This is a genomic window from Paeniglutamicibacter sp. Y32M11 (assembly GCF_019285735.1).
Taxonomy (GTDB): Bacteria; Actinomycetota; Actinomycetes; order Actinomycetales; family Micrococcaceae; genus Paeniglutamicibacter.
In genome coordinates, this window is record NZ_CP079107.1 from 1188994 (window position 1) to 1209123 (window position 20130).

The 20130-nt window shown below is 57.5% G+C and carries 10 protein-coding genes; 8 read left to right on the forward strand and 2 right to left on the reverse strand.

Going from position 1 to position 20130, the window contains the following annotated elements; translation table 11 throughout:
* Positions 1–826 precede the first annotated feature (826 nt).
* The 6 genes from drmD to KUF55_RS05230 are packed head-to-tail and all read left to right on the forward strand — an operon-like array spanning position 827 to position 15465.
* A complete protein-coding gene (drmD, locus tag KUF55_RS05205; protein ID WP_218818197.1) occupies positions 827–3994 on the forward strand; it encodes a DISARM system SNF2-like helicase DrmD in 3168 nt (1055 codons plus the stop codon).
* Positions 3991–8064 (forward strand): type IIL restriction-modification enzyme MmeI, encoded by a 4074-nt coding sequence (locus KUF55_RS05210; RefSeq protein WP_218818198.1) that lies wholly within the window; start codon positions 3991–3993, stop codon positions 8062–8064. Before drmD ends, KUF55_RS05210 begins: the two co-directional genes overlap by 4 nt.
* Positions 8061–11834, forward strand: coding sequence for a DISARM system helicase DrmA (gene drmA, locus KUF55_RS05215; RefSeq protein WP_218818199.1), 3774 nt, complete (start codon positions 8061–8063; stop codon positions 11832–11834). The genes KUF55_RS05210 and drmA overlap by 4 nt, the downstream gene beginning before the upstream one ends.
* Positions 11827–13845 carry a DUF1998 domain-containing protein gene (drmB, locus tag KUF55_RS05220; protein ID WP_218818200.1) on the forward strand — a complete coding sequence of 673 codons (2019 nt, stop codon included), beginning with the start codon at positions 11827–11829 and terminating at the stop codon, positions 13843–13845. The genes drmA and drmB overlap by 8 nt, the downstream gene beginning before the upstream one ends.
* Before the next feature lie 7 nt (positions 13846–13852).
* Positions 13853–14581 (forward strand): DISARM system phospholipase D-like protein DrmC, encoded by a 729-nt coding sequence (gene drmC, locus KUF55_RS05225; protein WP_218818201.1) that lies wholly within the window; start codon positions 13853–13855, stop codon positions 14579–14581.
* Between the two features lie 2 nt (positions 14582–14583).
* Positions 14584–15465, forward strand: a complete 882-nt coding sequence (locus KUF55_RS05230) for a DUF262 domain-containing protein (protein WP_218818202.1) — start codon at positions 14584–14586, stop codon at positions 15463–15465.
* Positions 15466–15726: 261 nt separating this feature from the next.
* Here KUF55_RS05230 and KUF55_RS05235 read toward each other — a convergent pair whose 3' ends face one another.
* Complete coding sequence (locus KUF55_RS05235) at positions 15727–16836, reverse strand: IS110 family transposase (RefSeq protein ID WP_218818203.1); 1110 nt, start codon at positions 16834–16836, stop codon at positions 15727–15729.
* A gap of 172 nt (positions 16837–17008) precedes the next feature.
* Between KUF55_RS05235 and KUF55_RS05240 the strand changes: the two genes are divergently transcribed.
* Positions 17009–18001 (forward strand): HNH endonuclease family protein, encoded by a 993-nt coding sequence (locus KUF55_RS05240; RefSeq protein ID WP_218818204.1) that lies wholly within the window; start codon positions 17009–17011, stop codon positions 17999–18001.
* Positions 18002–18080: 79 nt separating this feature from the next.
* Positions 18081–18566: a hypothetical protein gene (locus KUF55_RS05245; protein WP_218818205.1), complete on the forward strand. Its 486-nt coding sequence runs from the start codon at positions 18081–18083 to the stop codon at positions 18564–18566.
* A gap of 247 nt (positions 18567–18813) precedes the next feature.
* Here the strand turns inward: KUF55_RS05245 and KUF55_RS05250 are convergent, their stop codons facing one another.
* Positions 18814–20091, reverse strand: coding sequence for an ISL3 family transposase (locus tag KUF55_RS05250; protein ID WP_218818206.1), 1278 nt, complete (start codon positions 20089–20091; stop codon positions 18814–18816).
* Positions 20092–20130: the final 39 nt, after the last annotated feature.

A 20130-nucleotide genomic window follows, 5' to 3' on the forward strand; every position in this document is an offset into this window, starting at 1 on the left:
GATACGCACAGCCAAAACCAATCGCAGTGATCTACAAGAATGATGCTCGGTCGGCGTATTCCCCCCGGGTTTACTGCTTAGCCGAGTCTCCTGGGGATCAGGACCTCGGCGACAGGGTCCCGCCGCCGAAAATCAAGCGCCGCCAGGTCGTGCCGCCTGAATCAGGGGTGGTTTAAAGGCAAGATCTAAAGGACCAAACCGGCTCCATTGTGAACACTTGCAAAGGCGATCCGGGGTCATATGTCCGATAATTTGTCCCAGGGGGAGGTCTTTGCCGCATTCGGCATTGGCCATTTGTGCAAAGGTTTTGCATCTTCCCCGAAAGCTCTATGCCACAGGGTATGGGAGTCAATCTACGATCCGACTAATTAGGTAGCCGATCAGAAACTTGAAACTCGGTCACGACTTAACCTCACTTGGCAGGTTGCATTGAATTACCGGTATATCGCATACTCCATGCGACGCGGAAGAATCTGGCGATTTCTATGCTGGTGTGGTGTCCACCGTGGGGGACGACGGCGAAGTTCTTTTCTAAAGCACGCGACGGGCAGCTCTGACGCGTCGTCAGTCCGTTGCGCCGCGATGCCGAATAGGCGTGTCGTAACAGCTGTTTCGAATTCTTTTAGGCTCAACCTTTTCTTACGCTAGATTTAGCAATGGAGTGTTGTTTTCCGTTGGCTTTGATGACATGGGGAGTATAAGTGGTTACGGTTTCTGTTCCTACTGCTAGTGAACTGAACGTTGCATCGGGTCATGTACCCCGTGTACAGGACACAGATGCGTGCTTTATGGGTCTTGCGGACTCGGCAGCAGGGGAGCTGAACTGATGACCGCCCAGCTGGATGCAATGCCACGTCTTCCGAAGCCGGGGGACATCGTCGAGGCGCGGGGCGCGACCTGGGCCGTCGCGGATGTCCGCGAACAGGGTCTTCCGCGCAGCTCGGCTGACGACGGGGTTCCTCAGCTCAACCACGTCATCTCGCTGCAATCCTTGGCCGAAGACAGGATGGGCGAGGAGCTCAACATCATCTGGGAGCTGGAGGTTGGTCACTCGGTCGCCCCGGACCAGGGCCTGCCGGAGGTAATCACCCCGGAGGGGTTCGATGACCCGAACCGTCTGGCCGCATTTGTCGACGCCGTTCGCTGGGGCGCAGTGACTTCTGCAAACGAGGGCGCATTCCAGGCACCATTCCGCTCTGGAGCGAACGTCGAGGCCTATCAGCTCGAACCGTTGCGTCGAGCTCTGCAAGCACCACGCACCAACTTGCTACTGGCAGATGACGTCGGGCTGGGCAAGACGATCGAAGCTGGCCTTGTTGTCCAGGAACTGTTGCTTCGGCACCGGGCCCGTTCTGTCGTCATCGTGTGCCCGCCGAGCCTGTCGCTGAAATGGCAGGACGAGATGCGAGAGAAATTTGGTCTTGACTTCGTCATCGTCAACTCTGAGGTAATGGCCGAGGTACGTCGTACTCATGGCCTGAATGCCAATCCACTTCGACTCTTTCCACGCGTGATCGTGTCGATGGCCTGGTTGCCGGGGCTCCGCGCGCAGCGGCTATTGCGGGACGTCTATTCCGAGGCCGGCAAAGTTAACAGTGCTCGCCGATACGCGTTCGACCTGCTCGTGGTCGACGAAGCCCACCACGTTGCTCCATCGAGCCCGTCGTCAGTCGGTGGCGCTCGGGGATACGCAGTGGACTCCCAGCGCACGATTGCCGTGCGTGACCTTGCAAAGGTCTGTGAGCACCGGCTGTTCCTTTCTGCGACACCGCACAACGGGCACTCCGAATCCTTCACAGCGCTGCTGGAGATGATCGATAACCGCCGCTTCTCCCGGGGAGCCACGGTCGACCCCGCAGCGCTGAAGGATGTGACGGTGCGCCGGCTCAAGCGGGACATCAAGGAGAAGGGCTTCAAGGCGCGCCGGCTCGAGACAATCCACTTCGCTCCGAGCAAGGACGAACAAGATTCGTTTGAGACACTTGACGGCATCTTGGAAGCGAGCGCCCGGGCGAATGGACAGAAGCGTTCTGGCGATATCGTTTCGATGCTGCTGAAGAAGCGCTTCCTGTCCAGTCCATACGCATTCGGGTCCACGTTGGCTGGCTACCGCGCGACCGCCGCTGCGGCTCGGGGGGAGTGGGACGACGAGGACGAATACTACGCCGAGGTCCTGGGCTCTGACCAATCGGATGAGGAGGAGGGCGGAGCCGAACACCCGGAGTTCGACGCGCTGCGCCGGTCCAAATCGACGGACCCGCTCGTGACGGCCACACCGGAGCAGATTGGACGGCTCGTGGACTGGGGTCTCGGCTACCAGTCCAAGCCTGACTCCCGGTTGAAGGCATTGATCGAATGGCTTAACGCGATTTGCAGGCCTGACGGCAAGACTTGGACCAACGAACGCGTGGTCATCTTCACCGAGTACGCCGACACTCTGAACTGGATCGTCGAGAACCTGCGCCAGCGTGGCTACGACGAGACGCGTCTGGCCACGATCGAGGGCTCGATCGGAACCGACGACCGCGAACTGACCCGTGCACGCTTCAACGCCGACCCCAGCCGCGAACCCATCCGCGTACTGGTAGCCACCGACGCCGCCGGCGAGGGCATTGACCTTCAGTCGTACTGCCACCGTTTGGTCAACTTCGACGTCCCCTTCAACCCATCGCGACTGGAACAACGCATCGGCCGTATCGACAGATACGGGCAGACCGAGACTCCCAAGGTGTATCAGTTCCTGCCCGAAAAGTCGGCCGGAACCTACGGGGCGGACATGGACTTCATGCGCCGTATCGCGGAAAAGGTCGCAACAGTCGCCGACGACTTGGGCTCGGTGAATCCGGTGATTGACGCCGACATACAGAACCACTTCGGTCGGATCAAGGTCGCCAAGCACTCCCAGGTGCTCAAGGATGAAGGCAACGCCATCATCAACAAAGCTCTGGCCGGCGACCAGGAGATCAACCGGGCACTTACGGAGCTCGCGAATACCTACGACGTGCAAAAAGGCCGGATGCACCTGACTCCGTTCAATTCACGCCGCGTCATTGACACCGCACTCGCCTTGACCAACCAGCCAATCCTTCTCGAGGAAGGCTCGCAGGACTTTGATGCCGAGGTGTTCCGCGTTCCGGTACTGGGCCGGTCATGGCAAGACGCTGTCAAGGGCCTGGACACCCGCCTTCACCCGGGGGCGTACCGGCCCATCACCTTCGATGATTCCGTGCTTCAAGGCGGATTCGAGGACGTTGTCCACGTGCACCTCGGGCATGGTCTGATGCAGAAATCAGCCCGCATCTTGCGCGCGTCGCTGTTCAGTGCCGAGTCCTCAATCAATCGGGTGACCGCAGTGGTCGTACCGGGCATCGAACAGTCTTGCGTCGCGGCGATCTCCCGTCTGGTTCTAGTTGGGCGAGGTGGACTACGCCTGCATGAGGAAATCTTCGTGACCGGCATCCGTGTCAAGGGTCAGCGACTGGCTGAGTCAAAGGCCGAAGCCTTGCTCGAACAGACTCTCGATACCTCGGATCTCACTCTGGCAGATGAAACTATTCGATCCAGTTTGGCTCAAGAATGGAATGCTGAGAATGGTCGACTGCGTTCCCGTCTAGAAACGGAGATGCGCAAACGCGCGACTAAGCAGCAGGAGTCGGTCACCGCCGATCTGGAGAAGCGCAGGAATGCAGATATCGAACGTGCCACGCAGATCTTTGCCAACTTCCGCCGCAACCTGCAGGAATCCCTGCGTGATCGGCGGGAGAACCAACACGAGCTTGAGGGGATGCTGTTCGACTTCGACCCCCGGCAGGCCGAGCAGTACCGCTTGGATATCCGGTCGATGGAGAATCGTCTGGCCAATCTCGCCGAAGAAGAGGCGCGCGAAATTGCTGCGATCACGGAGCGTTACACCGACATCCGTCCCTTCGTTTCAGCTGCGGCCGTGGTGTTCGCGCTGACCGAACAGGACGCCAAGCAGGGAGAACTGTCATGAAGTCACACGGTACCCAGCGACGCACCAGAGAGCACCGGGACTGGCTCGAACTCGTCGACCGTGACGGCCCGTTCGTTGCAATTCCTGCGATCAAGCGCGTGTGGCCCCAAGGAATGCCCCAGTTGGGAGCGAGTGCGAAGGCTGCATTGCGGGACGCTAAGCCAAACTTTGATCGCGCTTGGGATGACTGGAGCAAGGGCCCTACGGACGACGATGCCGCTGTTGAGTCGTATCGTGGTGCCAGAAACAAGTGGATCGATGCCGTGCTGCGTGACGTCGCCCGCTGGGACGCGCACTTGGTTTGGGACGACGAAGAGCTCGGTGGGAGTCGACCTCGAGGGGCATCCGCAAAACACATGATCGGTGCTAAGGCAGCCGGAAAATTCGTTCGCGAGGGTGTCGCTTCCGCATTGGTGATGGTCTTCGATCCTGTCGATTCGCTGCGGGATCCACTCAATGACGCCTGGACCGCAAGCCCCATCGACCGGATGGACGCGCTCCTGCGCAAGTCCGAGCAAAAAGTCGGTGTGGTCACCGACGGACGTTGGTGGGCAATCATCTGTGCCCAGGACGGAGTCATGACTGCCTCCGGCATTGTCGACGCACAGACGTGGATCGAAGAGTCGGACGTCCGTGATGCCTTCCTTGAGCTCATCTCGCCCCAGCGTCTGGCTGGCGGCAGTGAAAGCGATCGGCTGCCGGAATTGTTCCGCGAGTCGATCACTGCAGCGGAAGACATCACCGTCGCCCTGGGTACCCAGGTACGTCGCGCTGTCGAGCTCTTGGTCACAGCCTTCTCCGAGGAAGCGTTCGAAGCGCGAGAAGCCGGATGGCCCGACCCGCTGCCGGCTGACCGCGTGCTGGTCTACGAGGGCGCAGTTACCGCGATGATGCGTGTGGTGTTCTTGCTATTTGCCGAAGAACGCTCGATGATGCCCCAGTCGCCACTGTTTACTGAGGCCTACGGTGTAAGCGGTCTGCTGGATGACCTGGACAAACGCATACGCGATGAAGGCCCTGAAGCCCTTGACGCAACGCACTACACCTGGCATCGTCTGCTTGCAACGTCCAAGGCGCTGTATGGAGGAGTAACTTCTGAGGACGTTCGACTGCCCGCTTACGGCGGATCGCTCTTCGATCCGGAACGCTTCCTCTTCCTCACTGGTATTGACGAGCGTGGTGCCTTGGCAATTGCAGTCAACGACCGTGTCATGCTCGAAGTCTTGCGAGCTGTACAGTACGCAGTCATTGGTACGGGCAAATCGGCAGAGCGTCGAAGAGTGTCCTTCCGTGACATCGACGTCGAGCAGATCGGCTATATCTATGAAGGCTTGCTGGGGTACACAGCCAAGGACGTAGACGAGGTAACGGTCGGGCTCGTCGGTAAGGACGGAGAAGAACCGGAAATACCGCTTCGGGTACTAGAGGAACTCGTCGAGGCGAACCCAGTCCCTGCAGAGTTCGTGGCCTCGGTCATCGCGTGGGTCAAGAAGAAGCAGCCGGCGGCCACGACGCTGTCGGCTGCTGCCTTGCCGAAATTGCTGGATGCAACGGTTGAGGACGGGGAACGTGCCCTTTTATCTGTGACACGTGATGACGCGCTGCTGGCAAGACTACGACCGTTCCTAGGCATTATTCGCCGCGATCTGCGTGAATGGCCTGTAGTCATCCAGCCAGGCGGACTCGCAGTCGTTGAGACCCCTTCACGAGCAAACTCCGGAGCACACTACACACCGAAGTCGCTGGCCCAGGAAGTCGTACGCTATGCACTCGAACCGCTGGTATTCCAACCCGGTCCGCACCAGACTGCCGACGAATCGCAGTGGAAGCTGCTTGACTCCAATGAAATCCTCGATCTCAAGATTGCCGACATTGCTTGTGGATCAGGGGCTTTCCTTGTGGCTGCCGCCGAGTATCTGGCGGAGAAGGTTATTAATGCTTGGCATGCCGAAGGCATCACTGGTTCCCCACACGAGCTCGAGATAAAGGCTAGGCGGCAGGTCGTTGCTCATTGCCTCTACGGCGCTGACATCAATGGCATGGCGGTGGAGATGTGCAAAATCTCCCTCTGGCTTGTGTCTCTGGATCCGAGGGTTCCGTTCTCCTTCGTTGATGACAAAGTGCTTCACGGGAATTCCCTGCTTGGCATCACTGACCTTCGCCAACTCGAGGCTGGGCATATTGATCCTTCTCGGGTGAAAACGCTTAAAGGGGGAACCCACTACTCTTCGGGCACGCTCTTTGGAGAAGGCTCAGAAGCACAAGGCCTTCACGTGATTGACGTCCAAACGGTGGTCCAGAAGGCTGTCAGACTGCGTCAAGGCTTGGCCAACGTCGTCGACGAGAACGATCCTGCACGCTCGACCAAAACCAAACGAAGGATCTGGGACGAATATCAGGGACTGATCTCGCAGCTTAGCGATTTGGCAGACGGCGTCATCGCTGCTGGGCTGATTGAGGGTGGAAAACCGAGCAAGAAGCTTGACGAACAGTACGTCAACTTGCGGATCGCCGCGGATCGCGCGTTCGCTCCGAACGGGAAGGACGATCGAGCGATGCTTAAGGGCATCATCGACAAAGGGCTGACCCCGTCGGTCGAGACCGACTACGAACGGTGGAAGCCTTTGCACTGGGCTTTGGCTGTACCCGATGTCATGGAGCGGGGAGGATTCGATGCAATCATCGGAAATCCACCATTCTTAGTGGGCAAAAAGATCTCGGGTGTGATCGGCGTTGAACACCGCGCATTTCTGGTTAACCAAATTGCTGGCGGTATTACAGGTAACACCGACCTAGTTGCGTTCTTCTTACTGCGAGCCACGCGTCTACTTACGCAAGCGGGGACTTTAGGTCTGGTGACTGCAAAAGTTATTGCAGAAGGTGACACTCGCGAGGTCGGGCTGGACACGTTGGTCGCGGCAGGATTTAAGATCCAACGCGCTATCCGAAGCGAAGATTGGCCCGCCAAGTCGGCCGCCACAAGGTACTCAGTGATTTGGGGGGGATTCAGCGTCCAAGCAAAAGAACGCGTCTTGGACGGCAAATCAGTCGCCCTTATTACTCCGTCACTTGAAGAGGGTGGGCGAGTGGTCGGGATCCCATTCAAACTTGCTCAGAACAAGGGGCTGAGTTTCAAAGGGTACGATCTCGGTGGGGACGGATTCCAGTTATCCGAGGCAGAAGCCCGGGACATGATTGAAACCGATCCAAGAAACGGAGAAGTGCTATTCAGATACCTCAATGGCAAGGACTTGACTTCAAATCCGGATCTCCAAGGGGAAACGTGGGTAATTAGTTTCGGGACGCGAACGTTGGCTGAGGCGCGCGAATATCGTGCACCATTTGATCGCGTTCGTGATCTTGTATACCCGGTCAGAATGAGAAGTAACCGAAAAGCTCACCGTGACCGATGGTGGATCTATTCCGAAGCTCGTCCATCGTTGACCGAACGACTTGCCGGTTCCAGTGCGGTTATTGGCATCTCGGCTGTGAGCGTCCATGCCGCGCCGATGATTATTCCAGTTGGGGCAATAATGAGCAGCGCGATTGTAGTCATACCGGACAGATCTTTTAGTAATCTGGCGGTCTTGTCATCTTCGGTTCATTCGAATTGGGTGTTGAGGTGGGGTTCTTTGTTGGATCTTCGCGTCCGATACTCGACTACGGATGTGCTTGATACGTTCCCGTTGCCACAAGTGAACGAATCTCTCGATTCGATCGGCAAAGAACTGGATGTCAAGCGCCGTAAAATAATGCTTGAACGGGGACTTGGCGTTACCAAGTTATACAACCTTGTGAACGACCCAGACGTGACCGATCGCGATCAAGATATCAATGAGCTTCGGCAAATGCAGGTGCGAATTGATCACGCGGTGATGAACGCCTATGGCTGGTCCGATATTCCTCTCGAGCACAGTTTTCATGAATACCGTAAAATTTTCCGATGGACTGTTGATCCTAGCGCGCGGGTGCGAATACTTGACCGACTCCTCGAGGAGAACCACCGTCGTGCAGCACTCCAGAGCCAGGAAGTTTCGTTCTCCAGTTCGAAGGACAGTGACGACGAATGACAGTTGAGAATGGGGCCGCCGCTCGGCAGGGGGCGCCCTTCCCGGATTACGAACTGACGAACGCTCCTGATGGATCGTCCTGGACGGATCGCGAGAACCTGAGCGACATCATGGAACGCGAGCTACTTGGCCCCGCTCACGGGGATGACGAACTCTTAGACGCAGTGCCGGACGCTTTGTACCTAGTGGGCCGCATCGCGCCGGCAAAGTTGATAGGCAAGGGCGGAGTGACGCTGGCCGAAGACGCAGAGAATGCTGCTGACGAGGATGTCGTTTCTGCAGGGGAATCTGATCTTGGACGCGGTGTTCCAGCCGTGCAAGAAAGCGAGACAGGCGGCTCGGACGATGAAGGCGCCGAGGACGTTCCACTGCGTCGTGGACTGATGATTCCTGCCTCAATGGGACTGCGTTTTCAGGTCGGTCTCGACGTTGAGAGCGTCGTCATCCGTGCGGAATGGGGTACTTACCGTTCGGAGGAGTCGGATGAGGTCACTGCGTCGGGCAGGCAGAAGCGTAAGTTCCGTCGGACTCAGCATGCCTACCCGGTGTTAGTACCCGTCGGTTCCTTGCAAGCGGGGGAGACTGCAGATTTTCCTTTGGAGGATTCGATCCTCATCCGCGTGGATGTCATGGACTACGAGGGTAAGCGGATTGTAGAAGCCGCGCTGTGCAATGACCGTGAAACCCCTCGACAGATCCCGGTGGACGCTTGGCTCTATCAAACCAAGCTCTACGTTGAGGCCACCACCGACGCGTCCCATAAAGACGTCTTCCTCCCGGTGGCCGATGCCATGGAGGATCCGCATTTGGACAGCGAGCCGGAGCTTGCCCGTCTTCAACTGCAGTACCGGGACCGGCTGGAATTCGGCATCGGTCGAACCTGCTCGGTTGACTGGACTGTGGCCAAAGGGGCACGTCGGGCGACACAGGTTCGGACCACTTGGTTGCCGGTCTCCGAGACGCCGCAGACAAGTGCACTCGACATCGACGGCGTGCTGCTCGACATGACCAAACTCGCGACTGTGGGCGTCCGGGAACTGGGCGCTGGATTGCGTCCAATCGTGGAGGGATACCAATCGTGGTTGGACGGGCAGAAATCGCTTGCCACCGCGTTGCCAGACCACCTTCAGGACGTCGCCGCCGAAGCGATACAGGACGCAGGAGTGGTGGCAAAGCAACTAGAACGTGGGATGGACTTCCTACTCGGCGACGAGAAGGCTCTGCGCTGTTTCCGATTCATGAACCGAGTCATGGCCGACCAACGTATCCAGACCCAAGTCGCCGAACTTCGTGCCTCACACCCCAAACTCAGCCTGAATGCTGCCCATGCCCAAGTGCTCAAGCTAGGCCCCCGCGCACATTCATGGCGCACGTTCCAGCTGGCGTTTGTGTTGATGCAACTCGAAGCTCTGACGAATCCGGAACTCAAGCGTCGTTCTTCCTCGATGGCCAAAGCCGAGCTGTTGTTCTTCCCAACGGGTGGTGGCAAGACCGAGGCTTATCTCGGCCTCGCCGCATTCACGTTTGGGATCCGGCGTCGCCAGGGCGTCATTGACGGTGCAGACGGCCGGATCGACGGCAACACCGGCGTCGCGGTCCTGATGCGCTATACGTTGCGCCTACTGACCGCCCAGCAGTTCCAGCGCGCGACTGCACTGGTGTGTGCAGCTGAGGTTGCCAGACGTAAGGACGAAGCAACATGGGGGACCGAGCCGTTCCGCATTGGCCTGTGGGTCGGCACCGCCGTCTCGCCGAAGCGGTATGACGAGGCGGCCGAACAACTTGCCGAGGCCAACGACGGACGCAAGTACGGTCTAACAGTCCTTCAGCTGCAGCGATGCCCATGGTGCGGGACTCCGATCGAACCCAAGAACGTCAAGGGCGACGATGCCCAGCGAAGAATTCGTGTCTACTGCGGCGACGACTTCGGTGACTGCCCGTTCTCTGAGGGCGCACAGGGCAGCAGTGAAGGACTTCCGGTCCTGACGGTTGACGAGGAAATCTATCGGCTGGCTCCCTCGTTTGTCATTGCGACGGTGGACAAGTTCGCCCGTCTGGCTCGCGAAGGCGAAGCCGCGGCCCTTTTCGGGTACGTACGCAAGTGGTGCGAGCGGCACGGGTACGTGCACGATGACCAACATAAATTCTGCAAGATTGATATCGGGGGCAAACACCCCGCCAGAAATGGTATGCCATCCGCTTCAGTGCGTGCAACGGACAGGTTGCGGCCTCCGGACCTGATTATCCAAGACGAACTGCACCTGATCACCGGAGCCTTGGGCACAGCGGTCGGGGCGTTCGAGCTCGCGGTTGACGTTCTGACAACGTGGAAGGACGCCGCCGGGAACTCGATCCGCCCACTGGTCGTGGCCTCGACCGCGACGGTACGCAACGCAGCCGAGCAGATCAAAGCGCTGTACGGTCGTCGCGTAACAATCTTCCCACCCCAGGTGTTGGACGTCTCGGACACCTACTTCTCTACGGAAGTTCCGGTAACACCAAAAACGCCCGGACGCCGTTACATCGGCATCAGCACCACGGGCGTGAGACTGACCTCGGCTGAGATCGTGGTAGCCAGTACTTTGCTGTCGGCGGGCCAAATACTTATGGATCAGGCGCAAGCGCCAGCGGCGGATAAACCGGTTTCGGCGGACCCCTACATGACCTTGGTGGGCTACTTCAACGCCACCCGCGAATTGGCAGGTATGGCCCGCTACGTTGCAGATGACGTGCAGACAGCGATCAAGAAGCGGCGACCGGGCAAGAATTTCCCGCCTCGATACGGCACTCAGCCGGCGGGTCTAAATGTTGCGGAGCTGACCTCTCGAGTCTCTTCCTCCGACATCACCGGAACTCTTGATCAGATGGGTCTGGCTTTTGACCCACATTGGGACTCCAATGAAGGGAAAAAATTACGAGCTGTCGAGTCCCGGGCCGCGCGTGAGGCCAACAAACGCTTTACCTACCGTGGGCCTGATCCGTACGACGTTGTGCTGGCGACCTCGATGCTCCAAGTGGGTGTTGACGTGACCAGGCTGGGGCTGATGCTGATGATCGGCCAGCCGAAGAATACTGCCGAGTACATTCAGGCTTCCTCTCGCGTGGGACGAGACGCCTCCAGACCCGGGTTGGTGGTCACGCTGGGCAACTGGGCGCGGCCCCGGGACCTAGCACACTTCGAGCAGTTTCGCCACTATCATGAGACCTTCTACTCCCAAGTGGAGCCGCTGTCGGTCACGCCGTACTCTTACACCTCGATCGACAGATCCCTCGATGGAGTACTTGTCAGTGCTGCACGGGTATCGGAGGCAACCCGGGCTGAGGGGCTTTCAAATGAGCGCAGCGCTTGGCGGATCGACGACTCACTAGGCCGTCTCGACCTGTTGATTGATCAGATTGTCGAGCGGGCCAAGATCGCTGGCGGCGAGGAAGCCGCCCACGTGGTTGAGGAACGTCTGAAAAATCGACGTGACCAATGGTCCAAACGACGTGCATTCGTCCAGAAGAAACACCACCAACTGGTGTACGAGAAGATTCCTGAGGGCAAGGACGGCGAGTTCAGCGCTCTGCTACTCTCCCCGGAAAACCAGCGAGCAAACATTGGAATGGCAGACAGCCCGCCGTTCACTGTGGCCAACTCGATGCGCGAGGTACAGCCGGAGATCAATCTGCTCGTCACGCCTAAGAAGGAGAATCTCATGTCCTGGGAACTCCAAGATGCACCGGAGTGGGTACCTGCTCCTAAGCAGGATGGAGAATCTGATGAATGAACCTCTCGAAACTGGCGGGGTCTTGGACCCGGTCGGCGATTTGGAGGCTGACGGTGCTCAATCGGCGACCAAAAATCGAGCCAAGGTGGGCTCCTCGCGGCCCTCGTCTTTGCTGTACACCTATGGACCGGGCGCCACGATGGACCTTCCATCCTTCACGATCATGCCAGCTGGACTTGATGATTGGGAACGAATTTGGGCTCGTAGAGGATCGGTACCCACGGTTCATGCTCCACGGCTGTTGGACGCAGTCAAAGTCCATCTGGGACCGCAGGTTGCCGAGTTACGGCCGTTCCCGTGGGCACCGAAGCCGTCGTCCAATAGTAAGGAAGGCGACGATCTTGGCGTGCCCGCACGCGTGTTTCCGCAATGGCTGCGCTGCACCCATTGCGACATGCTTGCCCCACTTACTCGATTCGCCTACCGCAATACCAACCCCTACCGGCCAGACCAAGCACGGTTCGAGCATGATAAGTGCCCCGGTCGCAAGGGCCGCATATCCAAAAGACCAATGCCGGCTGTCCCTGCCCGCTATTTGCTCGCTTGTCCTGACGGGCATCTAGACGAATTCCCCTACGACTGGTGGGTCCATGAGGGCGTCAAATGCACGGCTGCGGAAGTTCCCAACATGGCGATGCACGACCAATCAGTGGGCAAGGGTGCATCGGCCACGATCGAGTGCGGAGCTTGCGGGCTGAAACGTCCAATGAATCAAGCACAGGGCGAAGCCGGCGCGGCCAAATTACCGCGTTGCCGTGGCCGGCATCCGCACCTCGGTCTCTTCGACAAGGATGGCTGCCCTAACGCCACCAAGCTCATGTTGCTTGGTGCCTCAAACCTTTGGTTCCCCGCCAGCCTCTCTATTGTTGTCATGCCGGAGGTCAGCGCCGAGTCCCAAGAGACGGTTGCCGCTGAGCTCCTCAGAGTCGCAGGGCTCAAGCGGCTTGAAAAGTTTGGTAGTGACCTCGACAAATGGCGTGAGTATCTGGACGATGAGGATTCTCCCCTTGTCGGTCTTTCGGATACTGATATAGCTGCCGCGATCGCCCGTCTGTTAGAGCCGCCGCCATCGGAGGAGGAACTAGCCGAGCAGCGACGCAATTTCGATCCGATCTCCCTGCTCGTTCCGGAATGGAACTTCCTGCTGCGAGATCCCCTCGGCAAGTTGCACAAGGCCGACGAGAAAAGTGGTCTCGTCCTGTCTCCACCACTCGGAGGAATCCATCCCGGTCTATCTGCCAAGCACGTCACCCGTGTCATGGCCATTGACAAGCTGCGCAAGGTCAATGCGGTCCTCGGCTTTACTCGTATCGATGAGATGGAACGAGCCAACGACATCGGCCAGCGTCTAGTCCATTTGAGCCGAAGCGGTCGGCCGAAATGGACGGTGGCCACCGAAGATCGTGGCGAAGGGATCTACCTGCAGCTTGATGAGCAAGCTGTCGCTTCCTGGGAAACGAAGATCGAGGTCACCGACCTGTGGGAAGCCCATCGCGCTGCGCATGAACGGAACTTCCTCGCACGATTCTCTGACACAGCGAAGGACGTTGATCCTGAGAGTCGGTTCCGCCCGGCTAGGTACTGGCTGATGCACACGCTCGCCCATGTGCTTATCCGTGAGATGGCTATGTATGCCGGATACTCGGCTGCCTCGCTATCCGAACGAATCTATGCGTGGAAGCCCGAAGGGGAACGGCCTGCTGCGGCCGGACTTCTGATCGTGACGACAGCATCGGACTCCGACGGCACGCTCGGCGGGCTGGTCCAGCTGAGCGCTCGGGACAATCTCGAACGCGTGATGAGCAGGGCACTTGAACGAGCTCTTCGTTGCTCGTCGGACCCAGTGTGCGCGCACCGGATCCCTAAGGATCCCGAAGAGTTCCTGCACGGGGCTGCTTGCCACACCTGTGCCATGGCGTCCGAGACCTCTTGTGAGCGGGCCAACCGCTTCCTCGACCGCAGGTTTCTTGTCGATCTCCCCGGGTCGGTGGGACTTGGCTTCTTCAACTGAAGGACCTATGGCGAGGACAGATGCCTTCCGGAAGCTCGGTGTCCTGCTCACGGGGACCGAGGCTGGCCTAGTTGCCGAGGCGCTTGAGGATGGAGAAAGCCTGACTTCGGCAGTCGGAGCGATCGACGTCGCCAAGCGCCCAGACGTTTCCCGAATTCTTGGTGCAGCAGGTCTGCGCTTTGAAGGTAGCCTCGTCGCGGCGGTCTTGCGGGGGATCGAAGGTGCGAGGTCCACGACACGCGCGGTGGACACATTGTGGACGTCGCCGGGGCACGTTTTCGGATCGGGTGCCTTGACGACGTCCTTGGTCTCGATGGTCGATAACGCTCGGCGATCTGTAGTGTGTTCGACCTTCAACTTTCAGAAGACCTCCGGAATGTGGACGGCGCTCCACCACGCCGCGAAACGACCTGCTGTCTTAGCCCGCATCTACATCGATGCGGAAGCTAACGCCGGTGAACGAGGTCCTAGCGCTGATGAAGTCGCAACGTGGCTATCGCCGGGAGTTGTGCTCCGAACGAAAAAGTTCGGTGGAAAATCAGTCCGCAACCACGCGAAGTTTGTATCAATTGATCACCGTTTCCTAGTCATTACAAGCGCAAACTTCAGCTGGAGCGCCGAATACGGCAACATCGAACTTGGCGTTGTCATTGATGATGAACATCTGGCCGAGCGCATTGAAAATGAACTGCGCGCGGCCGAACCACACCTCTATGAACGCCTGAACGGGGCCTAGAAATGGAATCACATACTCGGAGTCCTCGGGAACTCTTTGAGGGTAAGGAACACTACGAAATCCCGGCATTTCAGCGACCTTACGTCTGGAACGAAGAAGATCAATGGGCGCCACTTTGGGACGACGTACTTCGTGTTGCCGAAGGTTTTGTCGTTGCCAAACTCGAAGATGAAGACGCTGACCCCGAAGGACAGCATTTTCTAGGTGCGGTAGTATACGAGTCCAAAAAGCCCGTAGCCGGTGATGTCACTCGGCATGATGTAATTGACGGTCAGCAGCGGATGACTACAATCCAGATCCTTCTGGATTCTGTGCACGAAGTCGTTAGCGCGCGGGGTCACGATGACCTGGCCGAATCCCTCGAAGAATTGATCATCAACGGCTCGCCGCGGTTTAAAGGTAAGAAGGAACGCTTCAAACTATGGCCATCTCAGGCTGACCGGAAAGCGTTCGAATTCGCAATGGACTCTAGCGGAGATTGGACCGGGGAGCACCGAATCATTGAAGCCCATCGATTCTTTCTCAACGAAGCTGAGCGATGGATATCAGGTGAACCGGACGAAGACGAAAAATTCCCACCTGGTGATGAAATTTTGCGAGTGGAAGGGCTCAGCTCGACTCTGCAAGACAGATTGTTGCTCGTAGCTATTGACCTTACGGGTCACGATGATGCACAACTGATCTTTGAGACGCTGAATGATCGTGGAACCCCACTGCTCAAAGCGGACTTGATAAAGAATTGGATCTTCCGTGAGGGAGAAAAACTGAAGGCAGACGTCAACCGCTGGGCTGATGAAGTTTGGGCTGAATTTGACGGCGTCTGGTGGCGTGAAGAGATCAGTCAGGGAAGGCTGATATGTAAGAAGGTTTGTCAAGAGTCATAGATGAGCGGCTTCCGGAAAACAGACTTCCGGGAGCCGCTCTCCTCATGCCCCGGCGGTGGCGTCGAGTCTGGTTTGGCAGGTCATGGTCGACGACATGGTCAGACTGATAAACGCGGGTTGGGTACCGCATGACAAGGAATTCGAGTGGAGCGTAACGTGGTCTAAATTCGGGCGTCGGCTTTGGGCCTACCCATAGTCTGTCCTCGTGTTGGCTCCGCATGTTGCCTCGTCCAGGTGCGCCCGTCGGGGCACGTCTTAGGGTCACCGTCCTATCATGGGACGGCCTTCCTGCAGCGGCGCGGCCAAGGACCAGCACCAACCTGCAAGTTCGCGGGCAACGGCGGTCCGCGCCTTCACGGGCATCTTGTGCCGGTCATCGAAGGCCACGGCACGGGCGTGGAGGCGTTGGTTGCCCTGCCGAGCGCGGGCTGCGGTGGCCGGGGACACCAGCTCGAGCTGGCGTAGCTCCTGGACCCCGGGCCTGCGGTACGGGCGTTTGTGCACTGTGGCTGCCTCAACCAGCAGGTGGCGGGCGTAGGTGTTTCCGGCCTTGGTGATCGAACCTTGGGTTCGAGTCTCGCCCGAGGAATGCTCCGAGGGGACCAGCCCCAGATAGGAACCGATAGTGGCGCCAGTGAAGCGGGTCCAGTCCCCGATCTCGGTGGCCAGCCCGAAGGCACCGACGATACTGAATCCCCGTAGGCAGGCCAAGGCATTGATGACCTCGGTATACCGGCAGTTAGCCGCCACCCGGGCGACTTCCTTATCAATGCGCTTCAGCCGCACGGACATGGATTCCTCTTGCGCCAAGGATTCCTGGAAAGCGAACTCCAGTGCCGGGTCATCGAAGTGCTGCTGATGCAGCCATTTCAGGTGTTCGCGGGTCCATCGGGACTTGCCGCCGTGGAAGAGGACGCCGTGTCGCAGCAGGATCGCGTTGACCCGCTGCTTGGCATGAGAGAGATCGATCGAGGCGACGTGTCGTGTCCGCGAAAGGTCCCGCAGTGCTTCCTGTTCAGTGTCTGGGATGGTGACCTTGGTGACTTCACCCAGGGCGAGCATACTTGCTAGGATTTTGGCATCTCGGCGATCCGTCTTAACGCGGTCGCCAGGAGCTCGCAACAGTTTCGAAGGGGCGGCGATCACGCAGTCGATGCCGGCGGCCTGGAAGTGTCGGGCCAATCCGAAGCCTGTGGGCCCGGCCTCGTAGACGACCCGGACCTCGGGGCCGAAGCCCTGTACCCACTCCGAGACGGCCAGAAGGTCGTCCTCGAAACATGAACGGGTCAATTCGCCGGTGTCGATATTCAGTGCGCATCCTACGATGCTGCGGGCATGGACATCGAGCCCGATATAGGTACGCTCGAACATAGCCGGGACCTCCAACCTTCAATGTGGCTCTACCATTCCACCGCGGTTTGGCTGCAAGGCCAAGACCCGAACGCATGGCAAACCACGAAACTTTGAAGCGGAGGTCTCGGCCCCTCTTATATATTGTCTAAACCGTTCGAGAATTGATATTTTCCTGCAGTACTGGCTGATAATGCGCCGGCAAGATGAAGTAAAAATTGAACACTCTTTCCGGATATTCACAGATTACGCTAAGCCCTTAATGACCTCGGTTGCCGATGCCGAAAGACTCCTGCGCGATCTTCGTCGAGATGCTGATACCTATCGAGAGTTCTCGCAGCTGGATGTATCGACTCCAGAAGGACGGTTCTACTCGCGGGTGATTGAACGCCTCGAACTTGCCGTAACCACCCCAGTGTTCCTATGGCTGCTTTCAACGAACCACGGAATTCCTGCTGAGCAAAGGAAAATTGGGCTTGAAGCGTTCGAAAGCTGGGCCATTCGACGAATGATATTGCGGTTGCCGACCAAAGACATGAACAAATTTGCGATTGCGATTCTTAAGATGTTGGATTTCGGTTCACCGGGAACTGCTGGACACCAGTTAGTCAGTTACTTGTCGGAGCAGAGTGCGGAAACGCGCGTTTGGCCTCTGGATTTTGACATGCATAATCAACTTCCTTCAAAACGGGTCTACGGGAATATTCGTCAGGACCGACTCCGCGTAATTCTTGGTGCCGTGGAGCAACATTTGCGAGGGAAGAGCTCCAAATATGAGGCAGTTGATTTACCGAGCAAACTCGAAATTGAACATGTCATGCCTCGTGGATGGCGGAATTACTGGGATGCCGAGCCAAAGCTGGGTCAGGAAGCAGCTGCTGATCGCGATGCGTTGGTAAATACCATCGGCAATTTGACGCTTGTTACCAAGTCACTGAATGGATCGCTGTCAAATCGGCCATGGACAGACGAAGAAGCAAGCCAGCTTCGCGAAGGCGGTTTGCCCGGAACCGGAAAACGAACGCTGCTTGACCAGTTCAGCCTGCTCGTTCTGAACAAGGAAATTTTGGTCAATCACCCGGTCCGGTGGACTGAGGAGAATATTAGGGACCGTTCGGCAGAGATAATTGCCAATATCTGTGACGTGTGGCCCGGGCCCGACTTGGTCGCACAAAGTCGACCGTAATGGTGATTCGCCAAGATTAGAAACGACTTACGCGGATTCGGTTATTACAAAAATACTTGTGAATAAGGAGAAAATATAAATGGATCCAGTTAATGAGTGGGACTGGGCGGATGTTTTATCCCTTGTAGTCACCTTCCTAACCGGAGTGGGCGTATTCGCCATCGTCTGGCAAATAATAGGTGAGCGAAGTGCCCGGCATCGTGAATTCGAGAATATGTATGTGCAACGGTACTGGGATATTGCTGGGCGCCTGCCTGTTCGATTCGTCCAAGGTCATGAAAAATATTCGATGGGTAAGTCTGAGAGAATAGCCATGCGCGAATATCTTATTTTATGCGAAGACGAGTTAGATTTGCGCAAAGAAGGTTACATAACCGATAGAACATGGGAGATTTGGAAGTCAGGCATTATTGGAACAATCCACGACCCAAAAGTGAAGACAGTTATCAACGAATTTCCCTCGACTAGATTAGTAAATATTCGTGACCTAATGAATATTTCAAATGGAAATAGCGATCCCCTCAATAGAACTAAAATTCGTAGGTGGTGGAATGGCCTTCGGTGATCATGCCGCATCGATGATCCTGTACTAGTCGCACCTCAGTCTGGTTCGCTCGGAAGCGGAATAAGCCTCACAAGCCTGCCGTTTTCTATAATAGATAGCGGCAAGCCTGCGGCTGACTGTCAGACTTGAACAACATGGGCCGGGCTTGACTCGGACGTTTTCTGACCTGCCAAGAAGCCAAGAAGTAGTGTCATGAAGCGGGCCGTCATTAAGCGGCTCTCCGACTTTCGACGTGGTGACCGGGTGTTCAGCACGGCCGGAGGCGTGCCGTGTATAACAATATCCTCCATCGGTAATTCTCGTGATTGACGTAGCCGCGGCCAATTCTTTTCATGTTCTTGGCAGTGAGGTTGGCAGCCTCGCTGCGGGCGTTGGTGAGCCGAGTCAGGCAGAAGGTTTCCAGTTCCGTTTTCCAAGCCGTGAGTGTCCGGAAAAGTGACTTGGCTTCGTGCATGCTGGTGGCCTTCACGGAGGCTTGGAGCTTTTCCCAAGCCGTAGCGAACGAGTCCCGGTCACGAGTTTTTAGAAGGTCTCGGACGTGTTCCTTGATGGCATAGACGACCCCGAGCTCTGCATCCGATGCCAGAACATCTCGGAGTCGATCGGTCTGCTTGTTGGAGAGTTTCTCGATGTTGCAGGCCAGCAGCTTCCGGTACCTGTAGGCCGGGTCGATCATCTTCCCGCGGCGGTCATTGAGGTCATGTGAACGGCGTCGGCGTACCGCGTTGATCATCTGGTTCGCTCTTTGGATGATGTGGAAATGGTCAACAGAAATCCGCACCTCAGGCAAAGAATCACGGATGGCCTTCCGAAATTCTGCGGACATATCCATGGCCACGTACTCGATATTCCGCTTCCACGACGCCGGACGTTGAGCCATCCAGGTAGTCACTGCCTTGCCACGGCGCCCGTCCACCACATCAAGGATCGTTCCGGTGCTCAGGTCCGTGAATACAATTGACCACGGCTCGACCCGCATCATCTTGCCCGTGGTTCCCAGCACGAAACGCACCCTACGGAAACGGTGTTCATCCACGCCCAGCTGGCGCACGAGACGCTGGTCTACGTCTAGGACGATTTGTTCGGTGACTAGGAGCTTGCGCATGACGGTCGGCCAGGAAACGCGGTGGGCTCTGGCGATGCCGGTGATAGCGCGTAGCTCGTGGATGGCCGCTTCAACGATTTCACCCACCAGCCGGGTGGTCAGTCTGGACCGCAACGGAATCTGGTCGGTGACCTGCACGAAGGTCCGCTTGGGACAGGCATCCTCCAGACAGACCAGCCGGCGTTTCTTCACCATCACTTCCAGGCCCTGGCCACCACAGGCTATGTCCTTGACCCGGTGCACGGGTCTGGCCTGGATCCGGCGGGAGAATACTCCGCATTCAGGGCATGGCGCTTCAGGGTTGAGGGGCTCAACCAGCACCGAGCGGGAATCACCAGTTCCTTCAACGCTCAGCACCACATGGTCATCAAGATTAAACAGAGTCGACGCAGCATCAACTGCGCCCGTATTGTTAAACACGGCTCGTAGTCCTTGGTTTTATGAATGTCTAGACAACAC

Bases quoted from the DNA above. Each gene is read 5' to 3' on its own strand.
- drmD (WP_218818197.1), top strand. From the start codon at position 827: ATGACCGCCCAGCTGGATGCAATGCCACGTCTTCCGAAGCCGGGGGAC.
- KUF55_RS05210 (WP_218818198.1), top strand. From the start codon at position 3,991: ATGAAGTCACACGGTACCCAGCGACGCACCAGAGAGCACCGGGACTGG.
- drmA (WP_218818199.1), top strand. From the start codon at position 8,061: ATGACAGTTGAGAATGGGGCCGCCGCTCGGCAGGGGGCGCCCTTCCCG.
- drmB (WP_218818200.1), top strand. From the start codon at position 11,827: ATGAATGAACCTCTCGAAACTGGCGGGGTCTTGGACCCGGTCGGCGAT.
- drmC (WP_218818201.1), top strand. From the start codon at position 13,853: ATGGCGAGGACAGATGCCTTCCGGAAGCTCGGTGTCCTGCTCACGGGG.
- KUF55_RS05230 (WP_218818202.1), top strand. From the start codon at position 14,584: ATGGAATCACATACTCGGAGTCCTCGGGAACTCTTTGAGGGTAAGGAA.
- KUF55_RS05235 (WP_218818203.1), bottom strand. From the start codon at position 16,836: ATGTTCGAGCGTACCTATATCGGGCTCGATGTCCATGCCCGCAGCATC.
- KUF55_RS05240 (WP_218818204.1), top strand. From the start codon at position 17,009: ATGCGCCGGCAAGATGAAGTAAAAATTGAACACTCTTTCCGGATATTC.
- KUF55_RS05245 (WP_218818205.1), top strand. From the start codon at position 18,081: ATGGATCCAGTTAATGAGTGGGACTGGGCGGATGTTTTATCCCTTGTA.